Annotated in this window: 17 protein-coding genes; 11 read left to right on the plus strand and 6 right to left on the minus strand. The window is 72.8% G+C overall.

Translation table 11 applies throughout. The annotated features are described in order from the left end of the window. The coding region (locus ACFZAM_RS23650) for a biotin carboxylase N-terminal domain-containing protein (RefSeq protein WP_355335748.1) at positions 1 to 84 on the minus strand (84 nt) is incomplete at its 3' end. A 456-nt stretch (positions 85 to 540) separates the two neighbouring features. Between ACFZAM_RS23650 and ACFZAM_RS23655 the strand changes: the two genes are divergently transcribed. Next, on the plus strand, positions 541 to 1,005 hold the full coding sequence (locus ACFZAM_RS23655) for a hypothetical protein (protein ID WP_355349849.1): 465 nt from the start codon (positions 541 to 543) through the stop codon (positions 1,003 to 1,005). A 93-nt stretch (positions 1,006 to 1,098) separates the two neighbouring features. Here ACFZAM_RS23655 and ACFZAM_RS23660 read toward each other — a convergent pair whose 3' ends face one another. The 4 genes from ACFZAM_RS23660 to ACFZAM_RS23675 form a co-directional block, all read right to left on the minus strand. Further along, on the minus strand, positions 1,099 to 1,704 hold the full coding sequence (locus ACFZAM_RS23660) for a Maf family nucleotide pyrophosphatase (protein ID WP_391049052.1): 606 nt from the start codon (positions 1,702 to 1,704) through the stop codon (positions 1,099 to 1,101). 160 nt (positions 1,705 to 1,864) lie between these two features. Then, positions 1,865 to 1,996, minus strand: coding sequence for a morphogenic membrane protein MmpB (gene mmpB, locus ACFZAM_RS23665; RefSeq protein ID WP_262928358.1), 132 nt, complete (start codon positions 1,994 to 1,996; stop codon positions 1,865 to 1,867). A gap of 100 nt (positions 1,997 to 2,096) precedes the next feature. Further along, on the minus strand, positions 2,097 to 2,303 hold the full coding sequence (locus ACFZAM_RS23670) for an acyl-CoA carboxylase subunit epsilon (RefSeq protein WP_355349856.1): 207 nt from the start codon (positions 2,301 to 2,303) through the stop codon (positions 2,097 to 2,099). 79 nt (positions 2,304 to 2,382) lie between these two features. Continuing rightward, positions 2,383 to 3,972, minus strand: coding sequence for a carboxyl transferase domain-containing protein (locus ACFZAM_RS23675; protein WP_391049056.1), 1,590 nt, complete (start codon positions 3,970 to 3,972; stop codon positions 2,383 to 2,385). 133 nt (positions 3,973 to 4,105) lie between these two features. On the opposite strand from ACFZAM_RS23675, the gene ACFZAM_RS23680 reads away from it, so the two are divergent. The 8 genes from ACFZAM_RS23680 (at position 4,106) to hutH (ending at position 12,688) form a co-directional block, all read left to right on the plus strand. Further along, positions 4,106 to 5,002, plus strand: coding sequence for a biotin--[acetyl-CoA-carboxylase] ligase (locus ACFZAM_RS23680; RefSeq protein ID WP_391049059.1), 897 nt, complete (start codon positions 4,106 to 4,108; stop codon positions 5,000 to 5,002). 423 nt (positions 5,003 to 5,425) lie between these two features. Then, on the plus strand, positions 5,426 to 6,487 hold the full coding sequence (locus tag ACFZAM_RS23685; RefSeq protein WP_355349935.1) for an adenylate/guanylate cyclase domain-containing protein: 1,062 nt from the start codon (positions 5,426 to 5,428) through the stop codon (positions 6,485 to 6,487). A gap of 183 nt (positions 6,488 to 6,670) precedes the next feature. Next, positions 6,671 to 7,198 (plus strand): GntR family transcriptional regulator, encoded by a 528-nt coding sequence (locus ACFZAM_RS23690; RefSeq protein WP_391049063.1) that lies wholly within the window; start codon positions 6,671 to 6,673, stop codon positions 7,196 to 7,198. After that, positions 7,195 to 8,118, plus strand: a complete 924-nt coding sequence (locus ACFZAM_RS23695; RefSeq protein WP_355349868.1) for an ABC transporter ATP-binding protein — start codon at positions 7,195 to 7,197, stop codon at positions 8,116 to 8,118. The genes ACFZAM_RS23690 and ACFZAM_RS23695 overlap by 4 nt, the downstream gene beginning before the upstream one ends. Continuing rightward, on the plus strand, positions 8,118 to 8,816 hold the full coding sequence (locus ACFZAM_RS23700; protein WP_391049066.1) for a hypothetical protein: 699 nt from the start codon (positions 8,118 to 8,120) through the stop codon (positions 8,814 to 8,816). Before ACFZAM_RS23695 ends, ACFZAM_RS23700 begins: the two co-directional genes overlap by 1 nt. A 132-nt stretch (positions 8,817 to 8,948) precedes the next feature. Continuing rightward, on the plus strand, positions 8,949 to 9,761 hold the full coding sequence (locus tag ACFZAM_RS23705; RefSeq protein ID WP_391049069.1) for an enoyl-CoA hydratase-related protein: 813 nt from the start codon (positions 8,949 to 8,951) through the stop codon (positions 9,759 to 9,761). Between the two features lie 112 nt (positions 9,762 to 9,873). Beyond that, positions 9,874 to 11,025, plus strand: coding sequence for a sensor domain-containing diguanylate cyclase (locus tag ACFZAM_RS23710; protein ID WP_355349877.1), 1,152 nt, complete (start codon positions 9,874 to 9,876; stop codon positions 11,023 to 11,025). Between the two features lie 109 nt (positions 11,026 to 11,134). After that, complete coding sequence (gene hutH, locus ACFZAM_RS23715) at positions 11,135 to 12,688, plus strand: histidine ammonia-lyase (protein ID WP_355349880.1); 1,554 nt, start codon at positions 11,135 to 11,137, stop codon at positions 12,686 to 12,688. A 37-nt stretch (positions 12,689 to 12,725) separates the two neighbouring features. Here the strand turns inward: hutH and ACFZAM_RS23720 are convergent, their stop codons facing one another. Next, positions 12,726 to 13,040, minus strand: coding sequence for a hypothetical protein (locus ACFZAM_RS23720; protein ID WP_391049073.1), 315 nt, complete (start codon positions 13,038 to 13,040; stop codon positions 12,726 to 12,728). A 101-nt stretch (positions 13,041 to 13,141) separates the two neighbouring features. Here ACFZAM_RS23720 and ACFZAM_RS23725 point away from each other — a divergent pair, with 101 nt between their 5' ends. Both ACFZAM_RS23725 and ACFZAM_RS23730 read left to right on the plus strand, forming a co-directional pair. Beyond that, complete coding sequence (locus tag ACFZAM_RS23725) at positions 13,142 to 13,492, plus strand: hypothetical protein (protein WP_391049076.1); 351 nt, start codon at positions 13,142 to 13,144, stop codon at positions 13,490 to 13,492. A 257-nt stretch (positions 13,493 to 13,749) separates the two neighbouring features. After that, positions 13,750 to 15,090, plus strand: coding sequence for an Ig-like domain-containing protein (locus tag ACFZAM_RS23730; RefSeq protein WP_391049079.1), 1,341 nt, complete (start codon positions 13,750 to 13,752; stop codon positions 15,088 to 15,090).

Below are 15,090 nucleotides of genomic sequence, written 5' to 3' on the forward strand. Positions count from 1 at the left end.
CACACTCGCGATCCCCGCATCCCGGCAGGCACGGGCAACGCGGACAGCAATTTCACCGCGGTTCGCGATGAGCACCTTGCGCACGATGGCTCCCTCCTTGAAACAAGCCGAGTTTAGGTACTGGCCACACTTGGTGCCGAGGCACCCCTGCACGTGAGCTTCCCCACACGGAGGGTGATCCATGGGCCTGAAGAACCCGTGAACGCCTGCTCAGTCCACGGTACGGCCCCGCTCGGGCCGATGTCCCGCACTCATCGGTGTGGGGGAGATCTCCCTGTAAGTCTGCGAAGAGACCTGACGTTCTTTTGTGGAAACCCTACGAATAGCGAGCGGAATCTTTGCCGTCGGTGTTTCCCGACCGGCCGCCGGTGTCCCCGAACGAGTGGGGTGACGTTCCGGATCGCGCGCGCCGGACTCCCCGTACGGGTGGAACGACCGGCGTGGCCAGACCCCTTGCCGCCGGTTGTACCGGTGAGTAGCCTGCGACAGGCGGGGGTACCAGCGGTAACCGGGCCCCGGACGACGGCCGAAGGGGACAGTGTGCGCAGAGGTATAGCCGTCGGCACCGCCGTGGTCCTTGTTCTCGAAGCCCTCACCATCGCCTTCGTGAACTGGATACTCGGCCTCGCCGTACGCCATCAGTCCATGTCGCTCGCCGGTCTCGACTCCGACGCCATGGCCATCGGATCGTGGGTGGGCGGCGCGCTGTTCGGCCTCTTCCTCATCCTGTGCGCGGTGCTCGTCGTGCGGATAGTGCGCCGCGACGAGATGACCGGCCGGGTCGCCAGGATCGTGCTCATCGTCTGCGCGGTGGTGCACGGCGTGGTCGGCGCGCTGGTCGTCGGCCTGATCGGCTGGTACGCGTTCGTGCTGATGATGGTGATACTGGGCGGCCTCGTCGCCACGCTGTTGATGTACGCGCCCGAGGACCGGCCGCGGGAGGCCGCCGAGAGCGGGACCGCGAACGGCAACGGCGGCGAACTCCCGCCGCCCGCCACGGCCTGAGCGCCCCCGGAATCGACCCCGGACCCGGAACCGGCCCAGGAACCGACCCCGGACCGACCCCGGACCCCGCCTCCCGCGCCAGCTGACGGCGGCTCAGACCCACAGGTCGGTGATCCGTACCCCCAGCTCGGCCAGCAGCCGCCGCAGCAGCGGCAGGGACAGGCCGATCACGTTGCCCGCGTCGCCTTCGATGCCCTCCACGAAGGGCGCGGAGCGGCCGTCGAGGGTGAACGCGCCCGCCACGTACAGCGGTTCACCGCTCGCCACATACGCGGCGACCTCGTCGTCGTCCGGCGTCCCGAACCGTACGGTCGTGGACGCGGTCTCGGCGACCTGCTTGCCGCTCGCGGTGTCGATCACGCAGTGCCCGGTCCGCAGCACCCCGCTGCGCCCGCGCATCGCCTGCCAGCGCGCCACCGCCTCGGCCGCGTCCGCGGGCTTGCCCAGCGCCTGGCCGTCGAGTTCGAGTACGGAGTCGCAGCCGATCACCAGCTCGCCGCCGTCGAGCGCGCCGCTCCCGGCCACCGCGTTGGCCTTCGCCTCGGCCAGTACGCGGGCCAGTTCGGCGGCCGTGGCGGCCGTGATCGCGTCCTCGTCGACACCGCTGACGATCACGCGCGGGTCGAGGCCCGCCTGTTTCAGCAGCCCGAGCCGGGCGGGCGAGGCGGACGCGAGGACAAGGGTTCTGGAGCTGCTCATCGGCCCATCGTAGGCACCGACACCCGTACGGGGGACGCCGGTTCAGGACGCGGGTTCACGGCCGCGTCCGGGGCGGCTGGCGGCGCCGGTGCCGTTCTCCGGGCCGGTCCGGGCCGGTCCTGGCCGTTCTCCGGGCCGGTCCTGGCCGGGACGCGCGGGTTCACGACCTCCAGGTCGCCACCAGCATGACCACGGCGGCTGCCAGCGCGATCACCAGCATCGCGCGGCGCAGCATCGCCTGCGCCTTGCGCATCTCCTCCGGCGGTTCGTCCCGCGGGTCCGACCACAACATGTCTCCAGGGTTGCGCCCCGGCGAACCGGAGCGCCTGAGTACGGATACTCAGGATCACCCTGTTACTGGTGTGACATCCGCCGCCGACCCGACATTCCGCTCACGCGGGCCAGGCCGACGCCCGCCACGCGCCGGGCCCCGGCGCCGGTACGCCGCGCGGCACATTGCGCGCCGGGTCGGCCCAGCCGTCCAGCGGGGCCGGGCCGTCGGCGCTCTTCCCGGCCGCCGCGGCCCGCGCCTGGACGAGGGCGACGACGGCCGCCAGTTCCTCGGGGGTCGGGCTGCCCCGCTCCACCTTGATCACCATGAGCGCTCTCCTCCTCGGCTCGCGGGTCCCTGCCCGGCGGGTCCCGCGGGTCCTCGCCCCCGGGCCCCGCGCGGTCCGTCTACAGCGGGATGTTGCCGTGCTTCTTCGGCGGCAGGCTCTCCCGCTTGTTGCGCAGCGTCCGCAGCGCCTTCACGAGCTGCGCGCGGGTCTGGGAGGGCGCGATGACCGCGTCCACGTAGCCGCGCTCCGCGGCGATGTACGGATTCAGCAGCGTGTCCTCGTAGTCCGCGATGAGCCGCGCCCGCAGCTCCTCCGCCTCCTGCGGGGTGGCCGCCTCCGCCAGCGTGCGGCGGTGCAGGATGTTGACGGCGCCCTGCGCGCCCATCACCGCGATCTGGGCCGTGGGCCAGGCCAGGTTCAGGTCCGCGCCCAGGTGCTTGGAGCCCATCACGTCGTACGCGCCGCCGTACGCCTTTCGAGTGATGATCGTGATCAGCGGAACCGTGGCCTCGGCGTACGCGTAGATCAATTTGGCACCGCGGCGGATGATGCCGTCCCACTCCTGACTGGTGCCGGGGAGAAATCCGGGAACGTCGACGAAAGTGACCACGGGGATGTTGAAGCTGTCGCAGGTCCGCACGAAACGCGCCGCCTTCTCGGAGGCGTTGATGTCGAGACAGCCCGCGAATTGGAGCGGCTGGTTGGCGACCACACCGACGGGACGGCCTTCGATACGGCCGAGACCGGTGAGGATGTTCGGCGCGAACAGCGCCTGGGTCTCCAGGAATTCGCCGTCGTCCAGGACGTGCTCGATCACCTTGTGCATGTCGTACGGCTGATTCGCCGAGTCCGGGATCAGCGTGTCCAGTTCGAGGTCCTCGTCCGTGACCGCCAGATCCGTCTCGGCGGCGAAGGACGGCGCCTCCTGGAGGTTGTTGCTCGGCAGGTACGACAGCAGCGCCTTGACGTACTCGAAGGCGTCCTTCTCGTCACCGGCCAGGTGATGCGCGTTCCCCGACGTCGAGTTGTGGGTACGGGCGCCGCCCAGCTCCTCCATGCCGACGTCCTCGCCGGTCACCGTCTTGATCACGTCGGGACCCGTGATGAACATGTGCGAGGTCTGGTCGACCATCACCACGAAGTCGGTGATCGCGGGGGAGTACACCGCGCCGCCCGCGCACGGGCCCATGATCAGGCTGATCTGCGGGATCACCCCGGAGGCGTGGGTGTTGCGGCGGAAGATCTCGCCGTACATGCCGAGCGAGGTGACGCCCTCCTGGATGCGGGCGCCGCCGGAGTCGTTGATGCCGATCACCGGGCAGCCGGTCTTCAGCGCGAAGTCCATCACCTTGACGATCTTCTCGCCGTAGACCTCGCCGAGCGCGCCGCCGAAGACCGTGAAGTCCTGCGAGAACACCGCGACCGGGCGGCCCTCGACCGTGCCGTAGCCGGTGACGACACCGTCGCCGTACGGCCGGTTGCTCTCCAGGCCGAAGTTGGTCGAGCGGTGCCGAGCCAGCTCGTCCAGCTCGGTGAACGATCCCTCGTCCAGGAGCAGTTCGATCCGCTCGCGGGCCGTGCCCTTCCCCTTGGCGTGCTGCTTGTCCACCGCGCGCCCGGAGCCCGCGTGCGTCGCCTCCTCGATACGGCGGCGCAGGTCCGCGAGCTTGCCCGCGGTGGTGTGGATGTCGTGTTCCTGCTCGGACATGGAGGCGGCTCTCCTGCTCTCGGCGGGACTTGCTGACTGGCCGGTAACGCTGTTCCGTAGCGTAGTGGCGACTCTGGGGTACGAGCAGTGCGGCGTTGGACACACTCCGGTAGCCGCCTCATAGGGTGAGGACATGACGCCCAGCCGCTGGTCCGACCTGGAACGACCGCCGCTCAACGCCGCCGCGCTGCGGCGCGCCGTGGTCACCCCCGACGCGCTGTGGACCGCGCTGGACGTGGTGGACGCCACCGGCTCCACCAACAGCGACCTGGCCGCCCGCGCCGCGCGGGGCGCCCCCGAGGGGGCGGTCCTCGTGGCCGAGGAGCAGACCGCGGGCCGCGGACGGCTGGACCGCCGCTGGTCGGCGCCGCCGCGCTCCGGGCTCTTCTTCTCGGTACTGCTCCGACCGGGTGGCGCCATGGCCGCCCGTACCGCGCCCGACGGCACGCCGCTCCCGGCGCACGCCCCGGTGCCGGTGCACCGCTGGGGCTGGCTGCCGCTGCTCGCCGGGGTCGCCACCGCCACCGCCCTGTCGCGGGCCGCGGGCGTCGACACGGCACTCAAGTGGCCCAACGACCTGCTGGTCACCGTGGACGGCGAGGAACGCAAGGCGGGCGGCATCCTCGCCGAGCGCGCGGGCGACGACGGCGTCGTCATCGGCATCGGCCTCAATGTGTCGCTGCGCGCCGCCGAGCTGCCCGTCCCCACCGCCGCGTCCCTCGCCCTGGCCGGGGCCAAGGGCACCGACCGGGACCCGCTGCTGCGGGCGGTCCTGCGCTCGCTGGCCGACTGGTACGGCGCCTGGCGCGCGGAGGACGGCGACCCCGCCGCGTCCCGGCTCCAGCAGACCTACGCGGCGGGCTGCGCCACCCTGGGCCGGGAGGTCCGCGCGGAGCTGCCGGGAGACAAGGAACTGGCCGGTACCGCGGTCGGGATCGACGGCGACGGCCGCCTGGTGATCGCCACCCCGGACGGCGCCGAGCAGCCGGTCGCCGCGGGCGACGTCGTCCACCTCAGGCCCGCGCGCTGACGCGGCGGGACACCGCCGCGGAGACCGGCTCGCGCGCCGTTCCGTCGCGCGTCACGGGTGTCTCACCGGCGCCCAGGTGAGAGTGAGCCACGGCACACCTGCCGTATCGTTGAGGGGCTGCGTCGTCTCGATGATCGGAAGGGCTGTGCGCAGGGATTCCTCAAGGGCTGGGCGGTGAGCGTGGAGAACGCGGGCACCCCGCCAGACGAGCCGCACGACTCGGATCCGGGTGCCGCCCCGGAGCCGGACGGCGTCGATCCCGCCGACCCTCCGATCGCACCGGACGCCGCGGACGTACCCGACCCCGTGAACGCGCCGGATCCGGCCGATTCCGTCGACGGCACGGACGCGTCAGATCCGGCCGACCCGGCCGACCCGGCCGACCCGGCCGACCCGGCCGACCCGGCCGACCCGGCCGACCCAGTGGATCCGGTCGATCTTGAGGAGCCGGGGGAGCCGGGCGAGTCGGGGGAGCACCCGCTGGCGCTGCGCCTGGAACAGCTCATCCTCGGCGCGCCCCGCCGCTACACCCCCTTCCAGGCCGCCCGCACCGCGGGCGTCTCCATGGACCTGGCCTCCCGCTTCTGGCGGGCCATGGGCTTCGCCGACATCGGCCAGGCGCGCGCGCTCACCGAGGCGGACGTCCTCGCCCTGCGGCGGCTGGCCGGCCTGGTCGAGGCGGGGCTGCTCAGCGAGTCGATGGCCATCCAGGTCGCCCGCTCCACCGGCCAGACCACGGCCCGGCTCGCCGACTGGCAGACCGACTCCTTCCTCGAAGGTCTCACCGAGCCGCCCGAGCCGGGGATGACCCGCGCGGAAGTCGCGTACCCGCTGGTCGAACTCCTCCTGCCGGAACTGGAGGAGTTCCTCATCTACGTCTGGCGCCGCCAGGTCGCCGCCGCCACCAGCCGGGTCGTGCAGTCCGACGACGAGGAGGCCGTCGACCGGCGGCTGGCCGTCGGCTTCGCCGACCTCGTCGGCTTCACCCGGCTCACCCGGCGCCTGGAGGAGGAGGAACTGGGCGAGCTGGTCGAGGCGTTCGAGACCACGGCCGCCGACCAGGTCGCCGCGTACGGCGGACGGCTGATCAAGACCCTCGGCGACGAAGTCCTCTTCGTCGCCGACGACCCCGGCACCGCCGCCGAGATCGGCATACGCCTCATCGAGACCATGACCGGCGACGACAGCATGCCCGCCCTGCGCGTCGGCATGGCCTTCGGCACCGTCACCACCCGCATGGGCGACGTCTTCGGCACCACCGTGAACCTCGCCTCCCGGCTCACCTCGATAGCGCCGCGCGATGCCGTCCTCGTCGACGGCGACTTCGCCGAGGCGCTGGGCGAGGCCGGTGACGCGCCGCTGTCCGAGGCGGACGTGGACGCCACCGAGGCGGAGAAGTACCGCTTCGCCCTCCAGCCGATGTGGCGCCGCCCCGTGCGCGGCCTCGGCGTCGTCGAGCCCTGGCTGCTCTCCCGCCGGGACTGAGGTCCGCTCCGCCCCGACCGCGCCACGGGCGCGCGCTCCGGCCTGCCCGCGCGCCCCATCCCTGACGCCGTGTCCCGCTTCCGCCGGATCACCCGACATCCCTTCGCCTCTTTTGGCGTGCCCTCTTGCCCGCCCCATTGGTTCCTTAGTACAGTAGGGAACCACCAGAGCAACGGAGGCAGGATGTCACTCCTGGAAGAGGGCGGGCCGATCTTCGCCCAGATCGCGGCCGAGCTGGCGAATCAGATCGCCGACGGGACGGTGGGCGAGGGCGAGCGCGTCGCGTCGAGCAACGAGCTCGCGGTCTTCTACCGGGTCAACCCGGCCACCGCGGCGCGCGCGCTCACCGTCCTGTCGGACGAGGATCTGGTGGAGAAGCGGCGCGGCGTCGGCATGTTCGTCGCCCAGGGCGCGCGGGACAGGCTGGTGCGGGGCAGGCGGCGGCGCTTCGCCGAACGGTACGTACGGCCGCTGGCGGTCGAGGCGGCGCGCCTCGGGATCGGGCAGGACGAACTGCTCGGCCTGCTGCGCGACGAGCTGGCCTCGGTCGCGGTGACGTCGCAGGCGGCGGGCGCCACCGCGCCGCACTCCGCGCCGCACTCCGCGCCGTCCGCCGGAACACCGGCCGCCACGACCGCTGGCGCGACCGCCCCGCCTGGTACCACGACCGCCACCACGACCACGGCGGCGACGGTCGGGGGCGACGTATGAGCCCGGTCGTCTCGCTGACCGGCGTCGGACGCGCCTTCCGCGACCACCAGGCGCTCACCGACGTCAGCTTCGAGCTGGACACGCCGTGCATCGCCGGACTGGTGGGCCGCAACGGCGCGGGGAAGACGACGCTGCTGCGCATCCTGGCGGGCCAGGAGATCGCCACCTCCGGGACCGTGCACGCCTTCGGCGCCCGGCCGTTGGAGAACGACGCGGTGCTGCGCCGGATGATCCTCGTCCGCGAGGACCAGACGTACCCCGACCTGAAGGTGCGGCACGCCGTCGCGGCGGCCTCGCTGCTCTACCCGAACTGGGACAAGGAGCTGGCGGGCACGCTGCTGGACGCGTACGAGCTGCCGCCGACCCGGCCGATCAAGAAGCTCTCGCGCGGCATGCGGACCGCCCTCGGCATCATCATCGGGCTGGCCGCCCGCGCCGAACTCACGCTGTTCGACGAGCCGTACGCGGGCCTCGACGCGGTCGCCCGCTCGCTCTTCTACGACCAGCTCCTCGCCGACTACGCCGCCCACCCCCGGTGCGTCGTGCTCTCGACCCACCTCATCGACGAGGCCGCCGAACTCCTCGACCGCGTCCTGGTCCTGGACCGCGGCCGGCTGGTCCTCGACGCGCCGACCGAGGAACTGCGCGGCACCGCCACGACTGTCACCGGCCCGGCCACCGCCGTGGACCGCTTCATCGCCGCCCGTGCGACGCTGAGCCGCCGCACGATGGGCGCGCAGACCAGGGCGGTGATGGTAGGCCGCCTGGACGACCGCGACCGCGAGCTGGCCGCACACCTGCGCCTGCGCCTGGAGGAGTGCACCCTCCAGCAGCTCGCGGTCCACGCGGCCGAGCGTCACGGCGCGCCCGGCGCCGGACCCCACGACCCGTCCGGCCTCACGACTGCGAGGGCATCCTGATGCGTCCCACCCCGGTGCTCTCCGTCGTCCGGTATCTGCTGCTGGACCGCTTCACCTACCTCGTCCTGCCCTGGGAGTGGGCCGCCTTCGGCTTCGTCCTGGACGTGGTGATCCTGCGGCTCACCCCGGCGGCCCACGCCGACCACCGCTGGGTCGGCGGCCTGGCCGCGGCCTTCCTCGTGATGTTCGCCGTGGGCCTCCAGACCGTCGCCCGCGCGCTGCCGTTCGCCCTCACCCTCGGTGTCAGCAGACGCACCTACCTGCGCGGTGTCACCGCCCTGGCCGGGGCCCTCGCCGTGACCTTCGGGCTGGTCGTCGCGGTCGGCCAGGTCCTCGAACGCGCGACCGGCGGCTGGGGCATGCGCATGGCCTACTTCCGCGTCCCGTTCCTGCTGGACGGCGCCTGGTACGTCTCGTGGCTCACCGCCGCCGTCGCCTTCTTCCTGCTGTTCGTCTACGGGATGTGGTACGGCCTGGTCTTCCGCCGAGCCGGGTTGCCCGGCACCACCGCCTTCGGCGGGGCGCAGCTCGGGGTGCTGGCCCTGGTCGCGCTGATCGCCACATGGGCGCACGGCTGGAAGGGCATAGGCCACTTCTTCGCCGGGCTCACCGCCCTGGGGGTCACCGGGGTCCTCGCGGCCGTCGTCGCCGTGCTGCTGGCCGGGGGATTCGCGACCGTCCACCGTATGACCGTATGAATCCGACGTGAGGCGAGCGCCGTCCGGCCCGGTGCGGTGCGAGCGCCGTCCGGACCTGTGCGACCGTGCCGTCCCCGCGGGGAGGGGGATGGCAGGATGGGGGTTCACGGTCGTTAACCGGAGGGCGGGCGAATGGAAGCGCAGGGGACGGCGGAACGGCGGTTCGGGGAGTGGGTGGCGGTCCGCCGGCACGGCGAGCGCGTCGCGGAACTGGTGCTCGACCGGCCGAAGGCGATGAACGCCGTCTCCACGCGGATGGCCGTTGCGATCGGCGACGCCTGCGCGGCGCTGGCGGCCGACCCCGGCGTCAGCGTCACGGTCCTGACGTCCACCCATGACAAGGCGTTCTGCGTCGGCGCCGACCTCAAGGAGCGCAACGCGTTCACCGACGCCGACCTCGTACGCCAGCGCCCGCACACCAGGGCCGCGTACACCGGCGTCCTGGAACTGCCGATGCCCGCCGTCGCGGCGGTGCACGGCTACGCGCTCGGCGGCGGCTTCGAGCTGGCGCTCGCCTGTGACGTGATCGTGGCCGACGAGACGGCCGTCGTCGGCCTGCCCGAGGTCTCGGTCGGCGTCATCCCCGGCGGTGGCGGTACCCAACTGCTGCCCCGCAGGGTCGGCGCCGCCCGCGCGGCGGAACTGGTCTTCACCGCCCGCCGCGTACCGGCCGCCGAGGCGCTCGCCCTCGGCCTGGTGGACCAGCTCGCGGCCGGGAACGACGCCCGCGCCGAGGCGCTGGCGCTGGCCGACCGGATCGCCGCGAATTCGCCGGTCGGCCTGCGCTCGGCCAAGCGCGCGCTGCGCCTGGGCCAGGGTCTCGACCTGCGCGCCGGGCTGGAGATCGAGGACGCCGCCTGGCGCGCCACCGCCTTCTCCGCCGACCGCGCGGAAGGCGTGGCCGCCTTCAACGACAAGCGGCCCCCGCGGTGGCCCGGCGCGTGATCGCCGCGCGCGGCCACTGTGCGTAGTCGCCGACGGGCGGGCGCAGCGCCGAACGGGCTCCGTTCGGCGCAGCCAGCGCTCCAAACCGGACAAACCTCCCTAGCCTGGACAGATGGTGGACGGGACGGCCGATCTCCGGCTTCGAGCGGTCGTCGAGCTGGCACAGGCACTGGCGACCGAACAGACGCCGCTGGCCGCGGTACGGGCCGGGGCGCGGCGGGCGCGGCTCGCGATGGACGCGTCCTTCGCGGCGATCTCGACGTGGGAGCGGGAGACCGGGCGGCTGCGGGTCCTGGTCAACGACGGGGAGCTGGCGCCCGGTGAGGAGCCGGAGCCGGACGACGAGTCGTACTCGGTGCACGACTTCCCGGAGATCGTGGAGTTCCTGCACGGTGAGTGGGCGCGCGGCGGCGAGCCGCACGCCTGGGTGGAGACCGCCGAAGGAACCGGCGCGTCGCCCGGCGGCAGCAGTTGGGGCCGGGCCGCGGCGCTGCGGCGGCGCGGACGCGGCTCCTGCGTGGTCGCGCCGATCGTGCTGCACGGCAGGGCGTGGGGCGAGCTGTACGTGGCCAGGCGCGCCGGGGTGTCCGGCTTCGACCGAGGGGACGCCGACTTCGCGACGGTGCTGGCCGCCGTCATCGCGTCCGGGATCGCCCAGACCGAACGGCTCGCCGAGGTGCAGCGGCTGGCCTTCACCGACCCGCTGACCGGGCTCGGCAACCGCCGGGCCGTGGACGTACGCCTCGACGAGGCGCTGGAACGGCACCGGGCGGACGGGGCCGTGGTCAGCCTGGTGGTGTGCGACCTCAACGGTCTGAAGAAGGTCAACGACCGGCTCGGGCACGCCGTCGGCGACCGGCTGCTGGAACGATTCGGCTCGCTGCTCTCGCTGTGCGGCGCCATGCTTCCCGGCAGCCTGGCCGCCCGCCTCGGCGGTGACGAATTCTGCGTCGTGGCCGTCGGGCAGGAGCCGGACGAGGTGGTCGCGGCGGCCGACGAGCTGTGCGGGCGGGCCGCGCAGCTCGAAGTCGGCGAGGGCGTGGCCTGCGGTGTGGCGTCCACCGGCGATCCGATCGGGCCCGTGCGCTCGGCGCGGCGGCTGTTCCGGCTGGCCGACGCGGCGCAGTACCAGGCCAAGGCGCTGCGCGCGGCGCACCCCGTCGTCGCGGGGCGCGCCGGGCCCGAGGACCCCGTCGTGCGGCTCGCCGACTCGCCGCCGGCCCGCGAGGGCGAGCGCCGCCGCATCCGCGGCAACCGTCCTTAGGGCGTGTCCGCGACGTCCCGTCCGGCCGGGACCCGCGGGGGCGGGGCCGGAGAGTGCTGGTCGCAGAGGGGAGTGACAGGGCGGCTTTCAGTGCTTAGGGTGCGTGAATATGAATATGCATAACGTGGTCATCGGTGCGCACGGCGCCCCCGCCGACGACGTACTCGCCGTGGCGCGCGACGGCGCGCGGGTGGAGCTGGCGCCGGAAGCGCTGGCGGGGATCGCCAGGGCGCGTGAGGTGATCGAGGCGCTGGCGGCGAAGCCCGAGCCGGTCTACGGGGTGTCGACGGGCTTCGGGGCCCTGGCGGTACGGCACATCAGCCCGGAGCTGCGGGCCCAGTTGCAGCGCAGCCTCGTACGGTCGCACGCGGCGGGGATGGGTCCGGCGGTGGAGCGCGAGGTGGTCCGCGGGCTGATGTTCCTGCGGCTGAAGACGCTGGCGTCCGGCCGTACCGGGGTGCGCCCGGTGGTCGCGGAGACGATGGCGGCGCTGCTGAACGCCGGGATCACGCCCGTCGTCCACGAATACGGCTCACTCGGCTGCTCGGGCGACCTCGCCCCGCTGGCGCACTGCGCGCAGGTGCTGATGGGCGAGGGCGAGGCGGAGGGCCCGGACGGTACGGTGCGCCCCGCCGCGGAACTCCTCGCGGAGCACGGCATCGAGCCGGTCGTCCTGCGGGAGAAGGAGGGCCTGGCCCTCATCAACGGCACCGACGGCATGCTCGGCATGCTGGTGATGGCCTGCGCCGACCTGGCCCGGCTCTTCACCGCGGCCGACATCACCGCCGCGCTGACCCTGGAGGCCCTGCTCGGCACCGAGAAGGTCCTCGCCCCCGAGCTGCACGCGATCCGCCCGCACCCCGGCCAGGCGGCCAGCGCCGAGAACATGCGCCGGGTGCTGGAGGGTTCCGGGCTCACCGGCCACCACCAGGACGACGCGCCGCGCGTGCAGGACGCGTACTCCATCCGCTGCGCCCCGCAGGTCGCGGGCGCGGGCCGCGACACCCTCGCGCACGCCCGCCTGGTCGCCGAGCGCGAACTGGCCGCCGCCGTCGACAATCCGGTGGTCCTTGAGGACGGCCGGGTCGAGTCCAACGGCAACTTCCACGGCGCGCCGGTCGCGTACGTCCTGGACTTCCTCGCCATCGCCGCCGCCGACCTCGGCTCCATCGCGGAGCGCCGCACCGACCGGCTGCTGGACAAGAACCGCTCGCACGGCCTGCCGCCGTTCCTGGCCGACGACCCCGGCCTCGACTCCGGTCTGATGATCGCCCAGTACACGCAGGCCGCGCTGGTCAGCGACATGAAGCGGCTCGCGGTGCCCGCGTCGGTGGACTCGATCCCGTCCTCCGCGATGCAGGAGGACCACGTCTCCATGGGCTGGTCGGCGGCGCGCAAGCTCCGTACGGCCGTCGACAACCTCACCCGGATCATCGCCGTCGAGATGTACGCGGCCACCCGCGCGCTGGAGATCAGGACCACGACGGGCGAGCAGCGCCCGGCGCCCGCTTCGGCCGCGGTCCTGGCGGCGGTACGCGCCGCGGGCGTGCTGGGCGCGGGCCCCGACCGCTTCCTGTCACCAGACCTGGAGGCGGCCTACCGCTTCGTACGGGCCGGAGAGCTGGCGCGCGCGGCGGAGTCGGTCACCGGCCCGCTCGCGTGAATCCGTGAGCGGAACGGCGACCGTGTGAGCGACGCCGTCAGAAGCTCTGGCGGGCGCGGCGGCCGGCGTTGACGATCAGCCCCGCGCCCGCCACCAGGAACGCGGCACCGCCGATGAGATACGGCTTGGTGTCGATGCTGCCGGTGTCGGCGAGGCCGATCTGCTCCGCGGCGGAGCGCGTGGCGGCCGTACTGGCCGTGCTGGCCGTGCTTGTCGTACGGGTGTGGGCCGCGGTCTTCGTGTGCGCGGAGGTCGCGGCGTCGTCGGGACTCGCGCTCGCGGACGGGACGAAGAACAGCGCCGCGAGCGCGGCGGCGGCTGCTGCGGCGACATAGGGACGGGGCGAGGTCAACGGATCCCCCAGCTGGTGCGGCGAATTGACCGTAGGGGCAGATGGTAGTGACTTGGTGTGGCTCGTGGGAAGCCGCGGCGAAGGCGCTTACGCTCCGTGGCATGAGCGCTACTGAGATTCCCCGCGGCGAGAGCGGTCCGCGGTACGTACGACTCCAGGTGGAACTCGTCCTGGAGGTCTCCGGGCCCGACGAGCTGCGCGGCGCGGCCCTGGACCACATCGGCGCGGACGAGTTCATGCCGCCGCAGGAACGGCTGCACGCCCGCGACGCCGTCGGCAAGGACGAGTCGGAGGCGCTCGCGTACCTGGTCGACCCGGCCGACCTGCTCTCGGCCGTGCCGGGCGTCGACCTCGTCCAGGCGTCGTGGTCGTGCGCGCACACCGAGTACGACCCGGACTCCGACGAGTGGGACCTCGACGAGGAGGACGCGGACGGGGACGCCGAGGACTAGGGCCTGTCCGGGGGTCCGGCGGCGCCGGAAGCGGAGCCGGACGCTCCGCGCCGACCGGCCCGGAGGCGGCGCCGGGACAACCCCTCCCACCTGCGCGAACGCGCCGCCTCCCGTCGCGTGCGGCCGGAACCGGCCCGCGTGCGTTACCCCACAATTCCGGCACTCGGGGCACGGTTACCGGTGTCGGCCTGTTTTCATGGCATGTGGACGAAGCTCGTCATTCACCCGCGAGCGACCCCAGCCCATTGGAGACACGCGTGACGCCGCCCGACAACGCACATGCCCCCGCCAAGCGCTCGCCCTTCACCCGCCGCCGCGCACTCGCGGCCGCCGCGGTGCTGATCGGCGGTGCCGTCACGCTGACGGCGTGCGGCGGCGGAGGCGGCGGTGGCGACAAGGCCGCGGGCGGCGACAAACCGACCAGCTCCGCCAGCTCGTCCCCGTCTGCCGGGCAGTCCCCGTCGGCCGCCGCCCAGTCCAAGGAGGACGCCGCGGCGGCGAAGCAGGCGTCCGACGCGAAGATCACCATCACGCCCAAGGACGGCAGCACCGGCGCGAGCATCCACAACGACGCCAAGGTCACGGTGGCGGGCGGCACCCTGACCTCGGTCACCATGACGTCCAAGGCCACCGGCAACAAGATCGCGGGCACCATATCCGCCGACCGCACGAGCTGGACCCCGGACGTCGCGCTGGCCCGCGGCACGCAGTACGCGATATCGGCCGCCGCCACCGACTCCCAGGGCCGTACGGCCGCGGCGAACGGCACCTTCTCGACCGTCTCCGCCGCCAGCAGCTTCATCGGCTACTTCACGCCGGAGGACGGCTCCACCGTCGGCGTCGGCATGCCGGTCTCGATCAACTTCGACAAGGCGATCACCAACCGCGCCGCCGTCGAGGCCGCGGTCTCGGTGACCTCCAGCAGCGGCCAGCGGGTCGAGGGCCACTGGTTCAGCTCCACCCGGCTCGACTTCCGCCCCCAGCAGTACTGGCAGGCGGGCTCGCACGTCTCCCTCAAGCTCAAGCTCGACGGCGTCAAGGGCGGCGCGGGTATCTACGGCGTCCAGGACAAGACGGTGAACTTCACCGTCGGCCGCTCCCAGGTCTCCACCGTCGACGCCGCGACCCACCAGATGACCGTCGTCCGCGACGGCAAGGTCCTCAAGACCATCCCGATCTCGGCGGGCGCACCGGACCACAGCACGTACAACGGCCAGATGGTCATCTCCGAGAAGTACCAGACCACGCGGATGAACGGCGCGACGGTCGGCTTCACCGAGGACGACGGCAAGGGCGAGTACGACATCCCCGACGTCCCGCACGCCATGCGGCTCAGCAACTCCGGGACCTTCATCCACGGCAACTACTGGGGCAGCAAGTCGATCTTCGGCGCCACCAACACCAGCCACGGCTGCGTGGGCCTGAGCGACGCCAAGGGCGGCAAGGACCCCAACACCCCGGCCGCCTGGTTCTACAACAACTCCATGGTCGGTGACGTCGTCATCGTCAAGGACTCCGCCGACAAGACGATCCAGCCGGACAACGGGCTCAACGGCTGGAACCTGTCCTGGGCGGCGTGGACGGCTCCGCAGGCGTAA

This window comes from Streptomyces sp. NPDC008079, assembly GCF_042957385.1.
Lineage (GTDB): Bacteria > Actinomycetota > Actinomycetes > Streptomycetales > Streptomycetaceae > Actinacidiphila.